Source organism: Curtobacterium sp. NPDC089689, from assembly GCF_044749145.1.
Taxonomy (GTDB): domain Bacteria; phylum Actinomycetota; class Actinomycetes; order Actinomycetales; family Microbacteriaceae; genus Curtobacterium.
On the sequence record NZ_JBIVHJ010000001.1, the window covers coordinates 111,457 to 130,568 of the forward strand.

The window sequence follows — 19,112 nt, forward strand, 5'->3', positions numbered from 1 at the left end:
GCGTGACCGTGTCCGGTCGTGCGACCTCACCATCATCGCATGCCCCTCACGGAAACGACCGGATCGCGCGTGCGATGATGACCGCGTGAGCACGCCGCGTACCCTCCACCGCCGTCCGATCGCGATGGGGGTGTTCCTGCTCGTGACCGGCGTCGTCGGGCTGTACGCGTCCTTCCGACTCGTGCTCGACGAGTTCGCGAAGTACGAGAACCCGAAGACCGCTCTGTCGTGCGACGTCAACGTGTTCGTGAACTGCTCCGACGTGATGACGAGCGCGCAGGGGCACCTGCTCGGCTTCCCGAACCCGCTCCTCGGTGTGATGGGGTTCGTCGCACCGATCGCCGTGGCCGTCATGCTGCTCGCCGGCTTCCGGAACGGATCCCGGTGGTTCTGGGTCGTGTTCAACGCGGGGGTGTTCCTCGCCTGGGTCTTCGTGACGTGGCTGTTCACACAGACCGTGTGGTTCATCGGGGCCCTCTGCCCGTGGTGCATGCTCGTGTGGTCGATGACCATCCCGATGTTCTGGGTGTTCACGATCTGGAACGCCGCACAGGGCCGTTTCGGCGCCGGGGTCCAGCGCGTCGGCAAGACCCTGCTGCCGTTCTGCTGGGCGTTCCCGCTCGCGAACTACCTCGTCATCGCGGTCTCGATCATCATCGTCTTCCCGCGCTTCTTCCAGAGCTTCTAGGCGGGGCCGACGCCTCTCGGTGACACGTCACCGGATTCGTGGGGCCTTCCCAGCCAGGACGGCCGATCCACGCCGCCGGGGCACCTACGCTCGGAAACGATGAGTGACGACCAGGGCAAGAAGGCGCGGCGGGCCGAGGCACGGGAGCGTGCCCGGATCGCTCGCGAGAAGCAGCAGGCGCGCCGGCGCCGCAACCGCACGCTGACGATCAGCGGCATCATCGTGGGTGGCCTCGCGGTCGTCAGCGCGATCGTGCTGGTCATCGCGAACTCGGTGCAACCGGCGGGCCCGGGTCCCGCGAACATGGCGAGCGACGGCATCGTGCTGCACGGCGTCGACGGGAAGATCGAGCCGGTCACGACGAAGGCGATCCCCGAGGGCGGGAAGCCGACACCGACGAAGCAGGACGACTCGGTGGCGAACATCACCGTGTACTCGGACTACATGTGCCCCTACTGCAACCAGTTCGAGACCGCCCAGATGTCCCAGATCCAGCAGTGGGTGAAGGACGGTTCGGCGACACTCGAGCTGCACCCCTTCAACCTGCTCGACCGGGTGTCACAGGGTTCGAAGTACTCCACGCGTTCCGCCGCCGCGGCCGCCTGCGTGGCGAACGACGACCCGGACGACTTCCTCGCGTACAACACCGCGCTGTACGCGAACCAGCCGTCGGAGAACACCCGCGGCCTGACGAACGACGAGCTCGCGTCCCTGGCGGCGAAGGCCGGTGCGACGAGCAAGGACGTCGCGACGTGCATCACCGACCAGAGGTTCGCCGGGTGGGTCGCGGACGCCACCGACCGGGTGCTCAACGAGAAGCTCCCGAACTCGTCGCTCGACAAGCTGACCGGGACGCCGACCGTCATCGTCAACGGGAAGCAGTACAGCGGCTCGCTCACCGACACCGACGCGTTCTCGGCGTTCGTGCTGCAGAACGGCGGCAAGGCGTAGGGCCAGCACCCCGCACTTCCACGAGCAGCCCCTGTGCCGTCCCCCGTGTGGACGGCACAGGGGCTGCTCGCTGCGGACAGCGAGCAGCGGGCCCGGAGCGGCCAGCGGCAGGCGGCAGGCGGCAGGCGGCAGGCGGCAGGCGGCGGGCGGACCGAGCGACGGGTCCTCCCTGGACGCTCTTGGCCGTTGCGGTTCGCGAACCCCGGACTCGGCACACCCGATCGGCCAGGAGCGGAACCGAACTCGCCCCCGCTCCATCGGTCCGTCGGCTCCGCCCCGGCGCCGATCGGCCGGGCCGGCAGTCCGCGGCCGGCCGGTGCGTCGCTGCCGCGTGCACGACGCCCCGCTCCGGTCCGGAGCGGGGCGTCGTGTCCGTGGTGCGGGTGCTACTTCGCGGCGGCGTCGATCTTCGTGATGACGTCCGTGAGGTTCGCGAGCTTCTCGCCGTTCACGACGACGGTCGGCGTCCCGAAGCCCTGCGTGCCCTGCAGCGCGGGGTCGGCGAGCACGGCGTCGGTGGTCTTCGTCACCCAGCCCTTGAACTGCTCGGTCGACAGGCACTCCGAGAGCTTGGAGCCGGTCGCTCCGCCCTTCTTGACCAGGTCCGCGATCTGGTCGTTCGTGAGGCCCTTCGTGCCCTCCTCAGGCTGGTTGTCGAAGAACTGCGTCTGGACGTCGAGGAACTTGTCCGGGTCGTAGTTCGCGACGCACATCGCGGCGTTCGCGGCCCGGCTGGCGTACCGCGAGTTCTGGTAGTTGCGGTCGAGGATCGACACCGGGTGGATCGCGAGGGTGGCGTCGCCGGACTGCACCTTGTCGAGGATCTGGTCGGCGTACGCGGCCTCGAACTGCTTGCACACCGGGCACGCCCAGTCGACGTACTCGACGACGGAGGCTGCCCCGTCGGCGTTCGCCGTCGGTGCGGGCGAGGCGGTGGCGTTCGCCGCCACGGCGCCGGTCTCCACGGGGGTGACCTTGCCGTCCTTGCCCGTGAACTGGATCGCGCCCGTGATCATGTTCTTCGGACCCGTCGCGGAGACGGTGTTCGCGCTGTTCACGTTCACCACCACGATCGCGACGATGGCCGCGATCGCGATGATGCCCAGGCCGATGCCGCCCTGCAGGAACCACTTGTTGCGGCGCTTGCGACGGCGCTCTGCCTCGGCGCGCTGGCGGGCGACGTCACGTGCGTGGGCGCGCCGCTCGTTCTTGGTCGGTCGGTCGTTGTTCGTCATGCCGTTCGCTCCTGCGGTCGCGCGTGTCGGTCGTCGCTCACGCGAACCAGAGGCCGAGCTCACGGGCCGCGGACTCGGTGGAGTCCGAGCCGTGCACGAGGTTCTGCTGGACCTTGAGGCCCCAGTCGCGGCCGAGGTCACCGCGGATGGTCCCGGGCGCGGCCGAGGTCGGGTCGGTGGTGCCGGCGAGCGAGCGGAAGCCCGCGATGACGCCGTTGCCCGCGACGCGGACCGCGACGACCGGGCCGGACTGCATGAACTCCACGAGCGGCTCGAAGAACGGCTTGCCCTGGTGCTCCTCGTAGTGCGCGTCGAGCAGGTCACGCGGCGCGGTCAGCATCTTGAGGTCGACGATCTCGTAGCCCTTGGCCTCGATCCGACGGAGGATCTCGCCGGTGAGCTGGCGGGCGACGCCGTCGGGCTTGACGAGGACCAGGGTCTCTTCGAAGTCGGACATGCAGAACTCCTTGACGGGGTCGTGGGGTGGTGGTCAGCCCTCGCCGGCAGCGGCTCGTCGTGCGGCGTTCTGCCGGTCGAGCTGACCGCCCTTGACGAAGCAGTAGACCCACAGCGCCAGGAACACCGCGCCCACCGCGAACATGAACGGTTCGATGAAGCCGGTGGCGAGGATGGCCGCCTGCAGCAGCCACCCGAACCATACACCGGCGCGGTTGCCGGTCAGCCGCGAGGCCAGCGCCAGCACGACGATCGCGCCGATGCCGCCGCCGAACGCCACGGCCGGCGGCAGCGTCTGCTTCCCGAAGGTCACGAGCATCGGGAAGAAGAACATCACGGCCTCGAGTCCGAGGGTGATCGCGAGCAGGCTCTCGCGGGCGCCGCGGTCGCGCCGCGGCTTCCGCTGACGGACCGGCCTGGAGGCACGGTTCGGCTCGGTCACTTCGTCTCGCCTTCCGCGTGCACCAGGTCCATGACCGCGCCCACCATCACGATGGAACCGGCGACGAGGACGAGCGCGTCCTCGGCCTCCGCCTCGTCCGCGAGGTCCCGGGCCTCCTGGAGCGCCTGGTCGAGCGCCGGTTCGACGACGACACGGTCCGCGCCGACCTCGTCGACCACGATGCGCGCGAAGGCGTCGGCGTCGAGCGCCCGCTCCCCCGGCGGCTGGGTGACGACGAAGGTCTGCACGGTGTCCTTGAGCGCCCGGACGAACCCGCGGGCGTCCTTGTCGCCGAGGATCCCGACGACGCCGACGACGTGCTCGGAGGGGAACGCCACCGGCAGCGCGTCGGCGAGGGCCGTGGCTCCGTGCGGGTTGTGCGCGGCATCGACGACGACCACGGGGTCCTGCGCGATGGGCTGGAGGCGCCCGGGGCTCGTCGCCGCGGCCAGCCCCTCGGAGAGCACGTCCTCGTCGAGCGCCTGCGAGCCGCGCCCGAGGAACGACTCGACGGCGGCGATCGCGACGGCGGCGTTGTGGGCCTGGTGCGCGCCGAACAGCGGCACGAACAGGTCGTCGTAGGTGCCGGCGAGGCCCTGCACGCTGATGAGTTGCCCACCGACCGCGGGCGTGTCGCTCGTGACCCGGAAGCCGGTGCCCTCGACCGACAGCGTCGACTCGGTGAGCTCGGCCGCCCGTTCGAGCTCGGCGAGGGCATCCGGCGTCTGTGCACTCGACACGACCGCGGAGGACGGCTTGATGATGCCGGACTTCGTGCGGGCGATCTCGGCGACGGTGCTGCCGAGCTGCTTCGCGTGGTCCATCGCGATCGGCGTGAACACCGCGACCTGGCTCTGCACGACGTTCGTGGAGTCCCACTCGCCGCCCATGCCGACCTCGATCACGGCGACGTCGACGGGCGCCTCGGCGAAGCACGCGAGCGCGAGGACGGTCAGCGCCTCGAAGAACGTCAGCGGCAGCTCGCCCTTCGCCGTGAGCTCCTCGTCGGTCATCTCGAGGATCGGCGCGATGTCGTCCCAGTTCTCGACGAACCGGTCCGCGGCGATCGGCTCGCCGTCGATGACGATGCGCTCCCGGATCGACACCAGGTGCGGGCTCGTCATGAGCCCGGTGCGGAGGCCGTGGGCGCGGACGATGCTCTCGGTCATCCGGGCGGTCGACGTCTTGCCGTTCGTGCCGGTGATGTGGATCACGGGGTAGGACAGGTGCGGGTCGCCGAGGAGCTCGACCGCGCGTCGGGTCGCGCTCAGCCGGTGCTCGGGCGCCTGCTCGCCGATCCGGGCGTACAGGGCCGCCTGGACGCGGCGGACCTCGTCGTCGTCCCCGTCGGCCGGGGACGGGTCGACCGGCGCCGGGCTCGCGGGCCCTGCCGGGATCTCGATGCCCTCGGCGTTCTCGTCGTCGTACTCGTGCTCGTTCTGGTCGCTCATGCGCGTGCCACCTCCACGGACACCGTCGCTGCCTCGCCGACGTCGGTCGTCGTCGCGCCCGCGGCGAGCGGGACGACCTCGACCGCGGTCGCGAGGGTCTCCCCCGCGATGAGGTCGCGGTGTACCCGGACCGCCTCGGCAGCGTCGTCGGACACCCCCAGCGTCAGGGTGATGCGGTCGCTGACGTCGAGGTCGGCGTCGCGGCGGGCCTGCTGGACGGCACGGACGACGTCGCGCGCCAGGCCCTCGGCCTCGAGCTCGGGGGTCGTCACCGTGTCGAGGACGACGAAGCCGCCGCCGTCGAGGAACGCCACCGCCACCGAGTCGTCGGCCACGGTGAGGTCGAGCGAGTACTCGCCCGCGACGAGGTCGATGCCGCCGACCGTCACGCCGGCGTCCGTCGCGACCCAGTCGCCGCGCTTCGCCGCCGGGATCACCTGCTGCACCTGCTTGCCGATGCGCGGGCCGGCGGCGCGGGCGTTGACGGTCAGCTTCCGCTCGATGCCGTACTGCGCCAGCGACTCCTCGGCCTGCTGTTCGAGCACCACGCGCTTGACGTTGAGCTCGTCGCGGAGGATGTCCGCGAAGGGCTCGACCGCCGCGGGGTCCGGGACGACGAGCGTGAGCGTCGCGAGCGGCAGTCGGACGCGCTTGCCGGTCGACTTGCGGAGCGCGAGGCCCTTCGAGGCGACGTCGCGCACGCGGTCCATCGCGGCGACGAGGGCGTCGTCCGCGGGGAACTCGTCGGCCGACGGGAAGTCCTCGAGGTGCACCGACCGACCGCCGGTGAGGCCCTTCCAGACCTCCTCGGTGACGAGCGGTGCGAGCGGCGCCGCGACGCGCGTGAGCGTCTCGAGCACGGTGTACAGCGTGTCGAACGCCGCCCGGGCCTCGGGGCTCGACGCCGCACCCGCCCAGAACTTGTCGCGCGAGCGTCGCACGTACCAGTTCGTGAGCACGTCGGCGAAGTCGCGGACGGCCTGCGCCGCGAGCGGGGTGTCGAGGGCGTCGAGGTGCGCCGTGACGTCCGCGACGAGCACGCGGGTCTTCGCGAGCAGGTACCGGTCGAGCACGTCGGTGCTCGCGGTGCTGCGCTGTGCCCCGTACCCCTCGGATGCTGTTGCGCCGGACTCCCCCGACGCGTTCGCGTAGAGGGTGAAGAAGTAGTACGTCGACCAGAGCGGGAGCAGGAACTCGCGCACGCCCTGGCGGATCCCCTCTTCCGTGACGACGAGGTTGCCGCCGCGGATCACCGACGACGACATGAGGAACCAGCGCATCGCGTCGGCACCGTCGCGGTCGAACACCTCGGAGACGTCCGGGTAGTTGCGGAGCGACTTCGACATCTTCTGCCCGTCGGAGCCGAGCACGATGCCGTGGCTGATGACGTTGCGGAACGCCGGGCGGTCGAACAGCGCGGTGGACAGCACGTGCATGACGTAGAACCAGCCGCGCGTCTGGCCGATGTACTCGACGATGAAGTCGGCCGGGTTGTGCGCCTCGAACCACTCGCGGTTCTCGAACGGGTAGTGCACCTGCGCGTACGGCATCGACCCGGAGTCGAACCAGACGTCGAACACGTCGGTGATCCGGCGCATCGTCGACTTCCCCGTGGGGTCGTCGGGGTTCGGTCGGGTGAGGTCGTCGATGAACGGGCGGTGCAGGTCGACCTCGCCCTCGGCGTTCACCGGCAGCCGGCCGAAGTCGCGCTCGATCTCCTCGAGCGAACCGTAGACGTCCGTGCGCGGGTGCGCCGGGTCGTCCGACTGCCACACCGGGATCGGCGTGCCGAAGTACCGGTTGCGGGAGACCGACCAGTCGATCGCGTTCCCGACCCACTTGCCGAACTGGCCGTCCTTGACGTTGTCCGGCACCCAGTTGACGTCCTGGTTGAGCTCGCCCATGCGGTCGCGGAAGTCGGTGACCCGGACGAACCACGACGAGACGGCCTTGTAGATGAGCGGCTTGCGGCAGCGCCAGCAGTGCGGGTAGCTGTGCTCGTACGACGCCTGGCGGAGCAGGCGCCCGGCGTCACGCACGGCCTTGGTGAGCGGCTTGTTCGCGTCCGACCACAGCATGCCGGCCACCTCGCCGAACTGCGACGTGAACACACCGCCCTCGTCGAGCGACAGCACCACGGGGATGCCCGCGGCCGCGCACACCTCCTGGTCGTCGGCGCCGTAGGCCGGAGCCTGGTGCACGATGCCCGTGCCCTCGCCCGTCTCGACGTACTCGGCGACGAGCACTCGCCACGCGTTCTCGTACCCTTCCTGGTCGGCCAGGTGGTCGAACAGCCGCTCGTACTCGACGCCGTCGAGCTCGGCGCCGGCGACCGTGCGGAGCACGGCGGCGAGCGCGTCGTCCGCGCTCTCGTAGCCGAGGTCCTTCGCGTGCGCGGCCACGGTGTCGGACGCGAGCAGGTACTGGGCCGAGCCGGCGGAACCACCGTCAGCCGCGCCTCCCGGCCCTGCAGGGACGACCGCGTACGCGATCGCCGGACCGACCGCGAGGGCCGCGTTCGTCGGGAGCGTCCACGGGGTCGTCGTCCAGGCGAGCGCACGCACATCGGCCAGCCCGAGCGCCTCGGCGCGGGTCCCGCGCAGCGGGAACGCGACCGTGACGGACTGGTCCTGCCGCGACTGGTAGACGTCGTCGTCCATGCGCAGCTCGTGGTTCGACAGCGGTGTCTGGTCGTTCCAGCAGTACGGCAGCACACGGAAGCCCTCGTACGCCAGGCCCTTGTCCCAGAGCTGCTTCCAGGCCCAGAGCACGCTCTCCATGAACGTCACGTCGAGGGTCTTGTAGTCGTTCTCGAAGTCGACCCAGCGAGCCTGGCGTGTCACGTACCGCTGCCACTCGTCGGTGTACTGCAGGACGCTCGTCTTGGCGGCCGCGTTGAAGACGTCGACGCCCATCTCGTCGATCTCGTGCTTCTCGGTGATGCCGAGCTGCCGCATCGCCTCGAGCTCGGCGGGCAGGCCGTGCGTGTCCCAGCCGAAGCGGCGGTGGACCTGCTTGCCGCGCATGGTCTGGTAGCGCGGGAAGACGTCCTTCGCGTACCCGGTGAGCAGGTGCCCGTAGTGCGGCAGGCCGTTGGCGAACGGCGGGCCGTCGTAGAACGTCCACTCCGGGCAGCCCTCGCGCTGGTCGATGGACGCCTGGAACGTCGCGTCGCCCTTCCAGAAGGCGAGGATCCCCTGCTCGACGGCGGGGAAGGACGGGGACGGCGTGACGCCGGCTGCTGTGTCGTCTGCAGGACGGTTGAGGGGGTAGCGCACCGTGGGCTCCTGTGGGTTCGGTTCGTCTCCACGAGGACGGAGCGTGCTCCGCGGTACCACCTCGCTTGCCGGACACCGCTCGCGCTGCGTCCGACCGCTCGTTCGCCGGAAGGGGTGCGGTCCGGTCCGCCCGGTTCTACTGCCGGCCGTCGGTCGTGCCGACTGCCGGGTTCCTCCGGAGGCTCCCCGGTGATGGCCGGTTCGACGCCTGCTGGGACGAGTCTACCCGAGCGGAGCATGCTGGAGCGATGCCGTCCTCCGATGAGCCTGAGCGCCCCGAATCGCTCCTCACCGTCATCATCGCGTTCGCCGCGAACCTGCTCGTCGCGATCGCCAAGACCGTCGCCTCGCTGATCTCCGGGTCGGCGTCCATGACCGCCGAGGCCGCGCACTCGTGGGCGGACACCGGCAACGAGATCTTCCTGCTCGTGGCCGAGCGTCGCGGCGCCAAGCCCCGGGACACGAAGCACCCGCTCGGCTACGGCCGCGAGACGTACATCTGGTCGATGTTCGCCGCGTTCGGCCTGTTCACCGCGGGCGCCGTGGTGTCGATCTGGCACGGCATCACCGAGCTCGGCGAGACCGGCCCCGCCGAGGACCTCCTGCTCAACTACCTCGTGCTCGGCGTCGCGTTCCTGCTCGAGGGCACGAGCTTCGTGCAGGCGTACCGCCAGGCGCACGGAGCCGCCACGAAGCGCCGCGTCCCGGTGCTCCGCCACGTGCTGCAGTCGTCGAACCCGACGCTCCGGGCGGTGTTCGCGGAGGACGCCGCGGCGCTCATCGGCCTCGTGATCGCGTTCCTCGGCGTCTTCCTGCACCAGTTCACCGGGCTCGCGGTGTTCGACGCGATCGGCTCCATCGCGGTCGGGCTGCTGCTCGGCGTCGTGGCGATCATCCTCATCGAGCGGAACCGCCGCTTCCTGGTCGGCGAGGCCACCTCGCCGGAGCTCGAGGACGCGGTGCTGTCCGAGCTGCTCCGCCGTGACGAGGTCGAGCGGGTCACCTACCTGCACCTCGAGTTCGTCGGACCGTCGCGGGTGTTCCTCGTGGCCGCCGTCGACCTGACCGGCAACGAGGACGAGGACCACGTGGCCGTGCGGCTGCGACGGGTGGAGGCGTCGTTGGAGGAGAGCCGGTACATCGAGGAGGCGGTGCTGACGTTGAGCATCCCCGGTGACGAGTCGCTCGTGTCCCGTGGTGACGGCGAGGTCCCCGCGACGGTGCGGGACGGCACGGTGGAGGACGTCGCGGCGGGCGGGGCCGGGACCCTGCGGACCGAGCGGTAGGGCGCGCGCGCACGCGCCGGACCGGCGGCCGTGCGGGCGCCTGCGCGCCGGACCGGCGGCCGTGCGCGCCTGCGCGCCGGACCGGCGGCCGTGCGCGCCTGCGCGCCGGACGGCCGGCACGGCACGGCGAGCGGCCGCTCGCTCGGGCGTGACCGCGCGTCAGCTCCCAGGCGGAGCGACGATCGTCGCGGTACCGCCCTCCGCCCGGAGCAGGTCGTCCCCCCGGACGACCCAGACGCGCAGGAAGTCGACCCGGAACGACCGGAAGCGCTGCGGTTCGGCGACGAGGAGCCGCCGCACCGCCGGGTTCATCGGGAAGCGCGTGTCCGTCGCCTCGACCACGACGCCGAACTCGCCGTGCGGTGGGTCCTCCGCCGACGCACGTCCGCCGGTGAAGTGTGCGAACGACGCTCCCGCCGCCCCTGCGACGAGGATCCGGTCGCTCGCCGGGACGCCCTGGGCCGCGAGCACCGGGTCGAGCCGCGGGAAGCCGGTGACCCGCGTCTCGGCGACGCTCCGGACGAGGACCGCCGCCGGGAGCAGCGTGACCGCGACCAGGACGACCGCGACCACGGTGGTGACGGGTGGGCGTGCCCGGGCTGCGCGCACGACCCCCGTCGCGGCGAGGGCGATCGCCCACGGCATCCACGCCTGGTAGTAGTGCGGAAGCGAGACGTTCGACGTGCAGTAGAACACCACGAGTGCGCCGAGGGCGATCCCGAGCACCACGACGAGCCGGTCGGGGCGGACCACCAGCGCGGCGACGATCCCGACCACGAGCACGGCGACCGTGGGCCAACCGGCGCCGTCGACGACCCGGACGAAGTTCGCCCACCACGGTGCCAGCTCGTACCGCTGTCCGAGCAGCATGATCTCGTGGCCGTCGACGTCGTGCTTGCCCTGGAACGCGATCATGTAGTCGATCGCACGGAGACCGCCCACGGGGAGGTACACGGCGACGAAGACCACGGCGAAGCCGAGCACCGCGGCCGTTCCCCCGGTGGCGTAGGTCCGCCAGCGCCGGAACAGCGCCGGCGACGCCACGATCGCGAGGACCACGACCGCGGTCGAGACCTTCGACGTGACCGAGAGCGCGAGGAGCACGCCGGACAGCACCCACCACCCGGTGCCGGTCCACCAGCGTCGGTCGTCGGGACCGCCGCGGGTGACGGCGTGCCAGGCTGCGGCGACGGCGGCGACCGCGAAGAACGTCATCACCGGCTCGAGGAGTGCCAGCCGGTCGATCCGCGCGGCCGCTCCCGACGCGACGTCGGCCCAGGTCGGGGAGTCGGAGCGCGGCGTCAGCCACCACCAGCCGGCGGCGAGGAGCGCGCCCCACGGACCGATCGGTCGGCGCAGCCAGGCGAACAGCACGAGTCCGGTGGCGAACGATGCGAGCGCGGCGACCACGCGTGCTGCGCGGACGCCTTCGCCGAGGACGAGCTCCGCGGCGCCGAACAGGTACTTCGCCGTGGGCGGGTGCTCGAGGTTGGCGGTGAACACACCGTGCACGTACTGCCACCCGGCACCGGCGTAGGTGAACTCGTCGGTGTGCGGCGTCTGCCGCCCGAGGTGCCACGAGGCCACGAAGGCGCCGAGCACGGCCAGCACGACGAACGCCGTGGCGAGGAGGCCGCGGTGCGCCCGTCCGGCGTCCTGGCGATCACGGGTCGGACCGCGGCGGACGCCGGGGTCGAGCACGCTGCTGGTCACGATCCCCGAGGGTACGGGACCGGGCGGGAAGACACTGGGGCTGCGGCGCGCCCGGCCCGCGGATCCACTCAGGACCGGGCCATCACGAGCACGAGCACGCCGCCCGCCCGGTGGGTCGCGATGACGGTCCACCCGCGGCGCTCGAGCTTGACCCGTGGGATCCGCGGCTGGTCGCGGCTCTCCACTCCGATCCACCAGACCCGGTCGACGCCGGCGGTCGGGACCGCCGGGTCGTCCACCGGGAGCCGCTCGGCCCACAGTTCGCCGATCGAGACCGCGGAGCGGGTCACGGTGAGGTCCCGCATGCCGCGGAAGGCATCGGGGTAGGTCGTCGCGATGAACTCCGTCGTGCGGTTCGCGTGCCCGGGGAGCGGGCCGTGGAAGACGCCGTCCCGGGTGCCCGCCGGCTCCGCGGCACGCTCGCGGGCGACCAGTGCGGCGACCTCGTCCCAGCGTGCGCCCTGCTTCGCGCCCGGTTCCCGCTGGTGCTGCCACCGGGGGAACGCGAGCACCACGGCGAGCGCGACCCCGAGCACGCCGACGACCTTCCACCGCACGCAGACGAGTCCGAGCGCGATGAGGATCGCGACGGCCGGGGCGCCGAAGGTGAAGTAGCGCGCGATGTAGAGCGGCCGGACCAGGAGCGAGACCACCACGACGACCACGGTCGGGACGACGACGATCGGCAGCAGCAGTTCGACGAGCGGCAGTCGGGCCCGGAGACGCGGGACCGCGACGGCGCTGACGACCGCCACGGCCGCGGTCACCGCGAACAGGACCGCGAGCGCCGTCGTCCCACCGAACCACTGCTTGGTCGCGATGGCCTCGAGGTTCGTCCGGTCGAGGGCGAAGCGGCCGAGGAAGTACAGCTGCTTCGCCGCCTCCCCGGAGGTCAGACGGACGAAGGGCAGCAGGGCGACGGCGGAGACGACGGCGGCGGCCAGCCAGGACAGTGCGAGTCGGAGCGCGGCGGCGACCCCCTGCCGACGCCAGCGTCGGATCGCCCAGACCAGCACCGTGAGACCGTGCGCGACGAGGGACAGGGCCGTGTCGAGGAACAGGAACGCCCCGAGCAGCGTCACCGCCGCGTAGCTCACCCACCACAGCCATGCCAGGGGCGCCCGTCGGTCGGTGCGCTCGACGGCGACGCAGAGCACGAGCGTCGCGGCGACCGCCGTCGCGGTGGTCCAGGCGTACGACCGGCCGTCCGCGCCGACGAAGGTCACGCGGGGCAGGACGGCGAAGACCAGTCCGGCGACGATCCCGGCCCACGTGCCCGCGAACCGACGGGTGAGGAGCACCGTGAGCGCAGCGGCCAGTCCGACCCCGACGGCGCTCGGCAGCCGGAGCGTGAACGGGCTGTACGGCACGACCTGGAACCAGAGGTGCATCACCGCGTAGTACAGGCCGTGCACGGCGTCGACGTTCTGCACCATGTGCCAGAGCTGCGGCAGTGTCCGGTTCGCCGCGCTCATCGTCGCGGCCTCGTCCACCCAGGCGGACGGCACCCACGACCCGGTCACGGAGACGAGCGCGGCCACGAGTCCGACGAGCGGCGCCGCGAGCCCGCCGACGCGGCTCGGGTGGCCGGGTCCGGCGGGGAGCTCGGCGCGTCGCATCCCGCGACAGTACCCGTCAGGCGGCGTCGAGACCGTCCGCGACGGGCGTGAGCGCCGCCGCGACGTACTCGACGAGCGGTCCCCGGCCGACGCCGTCACCGACCCACACGCCGAACGCCGCCGCGGCCGCACCGAGCATCGCGCCGGACACCGTCTGGGGCCAGAGCGCCCCGGCCCGGTCGCCGGTGCGGCCGGCGACGAACGCCGCGACCGCGCCGTGCTGCTGCATCACCCGTGCGGCGACGCTCGCCACGAGCTCGGGGCCGATCCCCATGACCTCGGCCTGCGCGACGGCCCACGGCACCCGCTCCGGGTCGTGCTGGCGCGCCGCGGCGAGCAGGGCGTCCTCGACGGCACGCACCGGGCTCGGCTCGGCGGACGCGTCCAGCAGCCCGGGGATCGCGGCGACCGCGGCGTCGAGCTCGAGCCACATGACGTCGGACTTCGCGGCGAAGTAGTTGAAGAACGTCGCGCGGCTCACCCCGGCACGTGCGGCGATCTGGTCCACGGTGGTCCGGCCGTACCCCTGCTCGAGGAAGAGCTCCGCCGCAGCGTCGGCGAGGACGTCGGCGCTGGACCGGCGTGGCCGGCCACCGCGGCGAGCACGGTCGTCGTCGCCACGCTCGAGGTCCATGCGCCCAGTAAACCGCTAGACTCGACCAGCCATGAAGTTGGACTCAGTACAGAAAAGCCGCGCGCGCGTTGCGGCCTCCCTGGCGGGCGCCGCCACGATCCTCCTGGCCGTCACCGCCTGCACCGGCGGCGGAGGCGGGTCGACGAGCAGCACGCCGGTCGCGGGCGGGACCCTGGTCTACGCGTCCGGCGACGCCGAACCGACCTGCCTCGACCCGCACGTCGGCGGCAACTACCCGCAAGCGCTGCTGTCCAGTCAGTACATCGAGGAGCTCACCGCGCTCGAGGACGGCCGACCCGTCCCCGCGCTCGCCGAGTCGTGGAAGACGAACAGCGACGGCACGACCCTGACCTTCCGGCTCCGCGACGACGTGACCTTCACCGACGGCACCCCGTTCGACGCCGCCGCCGTGGTGGCGAACATCGAGCACGTGCAGGACCCGAAGACCGCGTCGAGCACCGGGTACCTCGCCCTCCAGTCGATCACGAAGGCCACCGCGACCGACGACCACACGGTCACGCTCACCCTGAGCCGTCCGGACAGCGCCCTGCTCGAGTCGTTCTCGCAGCCCTGGGTCGGCATGGAGTCCCCGAAAGCGCTCGAACGCTCGCAGGCGCAGAACTGCGAGTCCCCCGTCGGCACGGGGCCGTTCCGGATCACGGACTGGAAGCACGGCGACCGGGTCACGTTGGAGAAGAACGCCGACTACACGCCCCTCGGCAAGCCGGCCGGCAGCACCACCGAGCCCCGGTTGAACGGCATCACCTGGCGCTTCCTGCCCGACTCGACCTCGCGCTACGCGGCACTGCAGTCCGGCCAGGTCGACGTCATCGACAACGCCCAGCCCGACCAGATCCGTGCGGCGGGGGCCGGTGGGTCGATCCGCGACCTCGACGCCCCGCGCCCCGGCGCCTCCAACCGCCTCGAGCTGAACTCCGGCCACGGTGTGTTCCAGGACGAAGCGGTCCGCGAGGCCTTCATCCACGGCGCCGACGTCGACCCTGGCATCAAGTCCCTGTTCCTCGGCACCGCGAAGCGCTCGTACTCGCTGCTGTCGAGCGTCGAGCCGTTCGCCTGGTCCGCCGACGGCGAGGAGCTCTTCGACCACGACGCCTCGCAGGCCGGCAAGCTGCTCGACGAGGCCGGGTGGAAGAAGGGCTCGGACGGCATCCGCACGAAGGACGGGAAGCGCCTGACGGTGACGTTCCCGGTGTCGACGAACCAGTCGATCCCCGCCGAGCGCAGCCTGTTCCAGCAGATCCAGGCCTCCGAGAAGGAGGTCGGCTTCGACGTGCAGATCAAGGAGCTCGACCTCTCCAGCTGGTACGCGGCCCTCGCGGCGAACCAGTACGACGTCGTCAGTGCGCCGTACACGAAGGTCGGCGCCGACGTCCTCCGCATCCTCTACGACAGCGCGAGCATCGAGCCGGCCCCGTCGGGCTACTTCGCGAACCTCGCGCAGCTCGACGACCCGACGGTGGACTCGCTGCTGCAGCGCGCCGCACGGACCGCCGACACGCACGACCGCGGCGAGCTGTACGAGCAGGCACAGAAGGACATCCTCGCCAGCGCGACCGTCCTCCCGCTCTACGACCAGCAGAACCACTTCCTCGTCTCCACGAAGGTGCACGACGTGCGCACCACGGCCGTCTCCACCCCGTGGTTCGGTTCGGCCTGGATCGACCGCTGACACCCGCGCTCGCGCGCGTCGACGACCGGACTGGAGGCACGGCATGACCCCGACGCGCCCCCGGCGGCCCGGCGCGTGGTCGCGGTGGACCCTGTGGGGACTCGGTCGGCTGGCCGGCGGCATCGGCGTGCTGTGGGCCGTCGCCACGATCGTGTTCATCGCGATCCGGCTCATCCCCGGTGACCCGGCACTGGCGATCCTCGGCGGCCCGGGGTCACAGGCCTCCGCCGCCGCGGTCGACCAGGTCCGGCACGAGTACGGACTCGACCAGCCGCTCCTCATGCAGTACTCGGTGTTCCTCGGCCGACTCGCCACCGGGCAGCTCGGCGACTCCTACGCGTTCCGGACCCCGGTCGCGACGCTCCTCGCCCAGGAGCTCCCCGTCACACTGATCCTGGCGGTCGCCGGGCTCGTGGTCGCCTGGGCGCTCGCGCTCGTCGCCGCCTGGTGGTCGACGCAGCGCGGTCGGGTCGCCGCCGGGATCACCGGGGCGATCACCGTCACCGCCAGCGTCGTCCCGCACTTCTGGCTCGGCAGCGTCCTCATCGTCGTGTTCGCGACCGCGCTCGGGTGGGCCCCCGCGGTGAGCGACGGCACGGTCCGCGGCTGGGTGCTCCCCGTGGTCACGGTCGCGGTCCCGGTCGCCGGGTACCTCGCCGAGACGGTCCGCGACGGCATCGTCGACGCGCAGCGCTCCGCCTTCGCCCTCGCCGCCCGGGGTCGCGGCGAGCACCGGCTCGGGGTGTTCCTGCGGCACTCGCTCCGCCACGCCGCACTGCCCGGCCTCGCGCTGTCCGCCTGGGCGTTCGGTTCGCTGGTGTCCGGGGCCGTCGTCGTCGAGTCGGTCTTCGCCCTGCCGGGCATCGGGCGCGCCCTGGTCACCGCCGTGACGCAGCGGGACATGCCGCTCGTCGCCGGGATCGCGCTCGTGTCGGCGGCCGCGTACGTCGTCGTGCTCGCCGTCGCCGACCTCGCCGAGCGCGCGGTGGACCGTCGGCCCCGTCGTCCCGGCGTAGTCAGGACGAGACGTGGTCGAACCCGGACGGCGGTCGTCCGGTGAGCGGCATCCTCGACCCCGCCGCGTCGCCGGGCGACACGGCCCCGGCCCGCGCTCCGTCTGGGGGTGCCGAGCGACGCCGTGGGGGGACACTCGGCACCGCCGGATGGGTCGCGACCGCGGTCGTGGTCCTCGCCGTCGTCGCTGCCGTCGCGCCCGGGGTGCTCGGCGGTGCGCACCCGCTCGCGGTCCACCCCGACGAGGCCCTGCTCGCACCGTCCGGTGCGCACCCGTTCGGGACCGACGAGTCCGGCCGGGACGTCCTCGCCCGGGTCGTCGCAGGCACGCGTGCGTCGCTCGTCGTCAGCGTCGCGGCCACTCTCGTCGGAGCCGTCACAGGGGTGCTGCTCGGGCTGGTCGCCGGGCTCGGCGGCCGGGTGCTCGACGCCGTCGTGGGCCGTGTGACGGAGGTCGCGTTCGCCCTCCCGCTGCTGCTCGTCGCCCTCGTCGTGATCGCCGTCACGGGGCCGGGCCCGGTCCCGGCCGTGCTCGCCGTCGGGTTCGCGACCGCGCCGGGCTACGCACGGATCGTCCGGGGCCTCGTGCGGACCGCCCGGGAGTCGCAGGTCGTCGAGACCGCGGTCCTGCTCGGCCGCACCCCCGTGCGGATCGTCGTCCGCCACGTCCTGCCCGCCGCGCTCTGGCCCGTCGTCGCGGTCGGCACGCTCGGCGTCGGACAGGCGGTGGTCTGGGCGTCGGCGCTCAGCTACCTCGGCGTCGGTACCCCGCCGCCGGCGCCCGAGTGGGGTGCGATGCTCGCGGACGGCCGGACCTACCTGCAGACCGCACCGTGGATGAGCACCTTCCCCGGACTCGCGATCGTGGTGCTCGCCACCGCCGTCACCGTGCTCGGCCGTGCGCTCCGACGGCGGGGTGACGCCCGGTGACCGCGGTCCTGGCGGTCGACGGGCTCTCGGTCACGATCGACGGCGTCCGCATCGTGTCCGACATCTCACTGCGCATCGACCCGGGCGAGTGCGTCGCGCTGGTCGGGGCCTCCGGCTCGGGCAAGACCGTCACCGCCCGGGCCCTCCTCGGGATCTCCGCCGACCGGGCGGTCGTCGACGCGGGACGGCTCGAGGTCGCCGGCACCGACGCCCGGACCCTGCGGGAGCGCGGCTGGCGGAAGCTCCGCGGTGCGTCGGTGGGGTACGTCGGTCAGGAGGCCCTCGGCGCCCTCGACCCCCTCCGCCCGGTCGGTCGCGAGGTCGGGGACGCCGTGCGACTGCACACGTCGATGACCGCCGCCGAACGGGTCGACGCCGTGCGGGCCGCGCTCGAGGGCGTGGGGCTCGATCCCGAGATCGCGACGGACGGACGGCTCGCCGGGACGCTCTCGGGCGGCATGCGGCAGCGGGCGCTCATCGCCGCCGCGACCATCGGCTCGCCCGCGCTCGTGGTCGCCGACGAGCCGACGACGGCGCTCGACGCCGGGGTGGCCGTCACGGTGATGGAGCAGCTCCGCCGAGCGCAGCGAGGCGGTGCCGGGCTGCTCGTCATCACCCACGACCTCGGGCTCGTCTCCGGGTGGGCCGACCGCGTGGTCGTGGTGTCGGGCGGGCGCATCGTCGAGCAGGGTCCGGTCGCGCGGGTGTTCTCCGCTCCGGAGCACCCCGCCACGGCAGCCCTCGTGCACGCCGCGCGGGCCGGGGCGAGCGGTCCTGCGACCCGGGCGACCGCCGACACCCCCGACACCGTCGTCGTGGCTGACCGCCTCGACCGCCACTTCGACGACACCGCTGCCGTCCGGGACGTCTCGTTCGCCCTCGACCGCGGACGGGTGCTCGGCGTCATCGGCGCCTCGGGATCGGGCAAGACGACGCTGGCACGCATCCTGCTCGGCCTCGAGACCCCGGACGCCGGCTCCGTGACGCTCGACGGTGCGCCGTGGGCTCCACTCCGCGAGCGCGACCGTCGTGCGCGCCGGCACCGGGTCGCCGCGGTGGTGCAGGATCCCGGCGCCACGTTCGACGAGCGCTGGGACGTCGAACGGGTGCTCGCGGACGCGTTCTCGCGCGGCGCGGAACGACGGGCCCGTGGCGACCTCGGCAGCCGGGTCGACGCCGCGCTCCGGCAGGTCGGGCTCGACCCGGCACTGCGCTCCCGGTCGCCGCTGACCCTCTCCGGCGGCCAGCGGCAACGGCTCGCGATCGCCCGGTCGCTCGCCACGGAGCCCGAGGTCCTCGTGCTCGACGAACCCGTCACGGCGCTCGACGCGACCGTGCAGGACGCCGTGCTCGGGCTGCTCGAACGGCTGCGCGACGAGACCGGCGTGGCGATGGTGTTCGTGTCGCACGACCTGCGGGCGGTCCGGCGGATGGCCGACGACGTGCTCGTGGTGCACGAGGGCGCCGTCGTCGAGCACGGTCCCGCGGCGACGGTCCTCGCTCGCCCGGCGCACCCCGTCACGGCGCGGCTGCTGCACGCCGCCGAGGTCCTCGCCACCGGTCCCGCGGCCTGACGCACGCTCCACCACCGGATCCGAGACTCGGCCCCGCGGACAGTTCCGCGGTCGGACGCTCGCGAAACTGTCCGCCCAGCCGAGACTCGGGGCAGCGCGGAGCCCGTACCAGCGCGACCACGTGACGGATGCGCGGTGCGGGACGGACCCG

General features: G+C 72.5%; 15 protein-coding genes. 7 read left to right on the forward strand and 8 right to left on the reverse strand.

Annotation, left to right across the window (positions count from 1 at the left end):
- The first annotated feature begins 85 nt into the window (after nucleotides 1-85).
- On the forward strand, nucleotides 86-688 hold the full coding sequence (locus ACIPYW_RS00530) for a vitamin K epoxide reductase family protein (protein WP_400409844.1): 603 nt from the start codon (nucleotides 86-88) through the stop codon (nucleotides 686-688).
- A gap of 99 nt (nucleotides 689-787) precedes the next feature.
- Nucleotides 788-1,639, forward strand: coding sequence for a thioredoxin domain-containing protein (locus tag ACIPYW_RS00535; protein WP_290132355.1), 852 nt, complete (start codon nucleotides 788-790; stop codon nucleotides 1,637-1,639).
- Nucleotides 1,640-2,025: 386 nt separating this feature from the next.
- Here ACIPYW_RS00535 and ACIPYW_RS00540 read toward each other — a convergent pair whose 3' ends face one another.
- Genes ACIPYW_RS00540 through ileS form a run of 5 tightly spaced genes read right to left on the reverse strand, consistent with a single transcriptional unit; the run spans nucleotide 2,026 to nucleotide 8,501 of the window.
- Nucleotides 2,026-2,874, reverse strand: a complete 849-nt coding sequence (locus ACIPYW_RS00540; RefSeq protein WP_290132356.1) for a thioredoxin domain-containing protein — start codon at nucleotides 2,872-2,874, stop codon at nucleotides 2,026-2,028.
- Between the two features lie 37 nt (nucleotides 2,875-2,911).
- Nucleotides 2,912-3,331, reverse strand: a complete 420-nt coding sequence (gene ndk, locus ACIPYW_RS00545) for a nucleoside-diphosphate kinase (RefSeq protein ID WP_175327866.1) — start codon at nucleotides 3,329-3,331, stop codon at nucleotides 2,912-2,914.
- Between the two features lie 33 nt (nucleotides 3,332-3,364).
- The gene (locus ACIPYW_RS00550; protein WP_290132357.1) at nucleotides 3,365-3,772 is read right to left on the reverse strand and encodes a DUF4233 domain-containing protein; all 408 of its coding nucleotides are present in this window, start codon (nucleotides 3,770-3,772) and stop codon (nucleotides 3,365-3,367) included.
- Nucleotides 3,769-5,223: a bifunctional folylpolyglutamate synthase/dihydrofolate synthase gene (locus tag ACIPYW_RS00555; protein WP_400409848.1), complete on the reverse strand. Its 1,455-nt coding sequence runs from the start codon at nucleotides 5,221-5,223 to the stop codon at nucleotides 3,769-3,771. The genes ACIPYW_RS00550 and ACIPYW_RS00555 overlap by 4 nt, the downstream gene beginning before the upstream one ends.
- On the reverse strand, nucleotides 5,220-8,501 hold the full coding sequence (gene ileS / locus ACIPYW_RS00560) for an isoleucine--tRNA ligase (protein WP_400409851.1): 3,282 nt from the start codon (nucleotides 8,499-8,501) through the stop codon (nucleotides 5,220-5,222). Before ileS ends, ACIPYW_RS00555 begins: the two co-directional genes overlap by 4 nt.
- Before the next feature lie 248 nt (nucleotides 8,502-8,749).
- Here ileS and ACIPYW_RS00565 point away from each other — a divergent pair, with 248 nt between their 5' ends.
- On the forward strand, nucleotides 8,750-9,787 hold the full coding sequence (locus tag ACIPYW_RS00565; RefSeq protein WP_400409854.1) for a cation diffusion facilitator family transporter: 1,038 nt from the start codon (nucleotides 8,750-8,752) through the stop codon (nucleotides 9,785-9,787).
- A 159-nt stretch (nucleotides 9,788-9,946) separates the two neighbouring features.
- On the opposite strand, the gene ACIPYW_RS00570 is transcribed toward ACIPYW_RS00565, so the two are convergent.
- The 3 genes from ACIPYW_RS00570 to ACIPYW_RS00580 form a co-directional block, all read right to left on the reverse strand.
- A complete protein-coding gene (locus tag ACIPYW_RS00570) occupies nucleotides 9,947-11,500 on the reverse strand; it encodes a hypothetical protein (RefSeq protein ID WP_400409857.1) in 1,554 nt (517 codons plus the stop codon).
- A 68-nt stretch (nucleotides 11,501-11,568) separates the two neighbouring features.
- Nucleotides 11,569-13,119 carry a hypothetical protein gene (locus ACIPYW_RS00575; RefSeq protein ID WP_400409859.1) on the reverse strand — a complete coding sequence of 517 codons (1,551 nt, stop codon included), beginning with the start codon at nucleotides 13,117-13,119 and terminating at the stop codon, nucleotides 11,569-11,571.
- Between the two features lie 16 nt (nucleotides 13,120-13,135).
- Entirely contained in the window at nucleotides 13,136-13,753 is a 618-nt protein-coding gene (locus ACIPYW_RS00580) for a TetR/AcrR family transcriptional regulator (RefSeq protein ID WP_290132362.1), read from the reverse strand.
- A gap of 31 nt (nucleotides 13,754-13,784) precedes the next feature.
- On the opposite strand from ACIPYW_RS00580, the gene ACIPYW_RS00585 reads away from it, so the two are divergent.
- The 4 genes from ACIPYW_RS00585 to ACIPYW_RS00600 are packed head-to-tail and all read left to right on the forward strand — an operon-like array spanning nucleotide 13,785 to nucleotide 18,961.
- Nucleotides 13,785-15,443 carry an ABC transporter substrate-binding protein gene (locus tag ACIPYW_RS00585; RefSeq protein WP_400409861.1) on the forward strand — a complete coding sequence of 553 codons (1,659 nt, stop codon included), beginning with the start codon at nucleotides 13,785-13,787 and terminating at the stop codon, nucleotides 15,441-15,443.
- A gap of 43 nt (nucleotides 15,444-15,486) precedes the next feature.
- Entirely contained in the window at nucleotides 15,487-16,503 is a 1,017-nt protein-coding gene (locus ACIPYW_RS00590; RefSeq protein ID WP_400409864.1) for an ABC transporter permease, read from the forward strand.
- On the forward strand, nucleotides 16,500-17,387 hold the full coding sequence (locus ACIPYW_RS00595; RefSeq protein ID WP_400409866.1) for an ABC transporter permease: 888 nt from the start codon (nucleotides 16,500-16,502) through the stop codon (nucleotides 17,385-17,387). Before ACIPYW_RS00590 ends, ACIPYW_RS00595 begins: the two co-directional genes overlap by 4 nt.
- A complete protein-coding gene (locus ACIPYW_RS00600; RefSeq protein WP_400409868.1) occupies nucleotides 17,384-18,961 on the forward strand; it encodes an ATP-binding cassette domain-containing protein in 1,578 nt (525 codons plus the stop codon). The genes ACIPYW_RS00595 and ACIPYW_RS00600 overlap by 4 nt, the downstream gene beginning before the upstream one ends.
- Nucleotides 18,962-19,112: the final 151 nt, after the last annotated feature.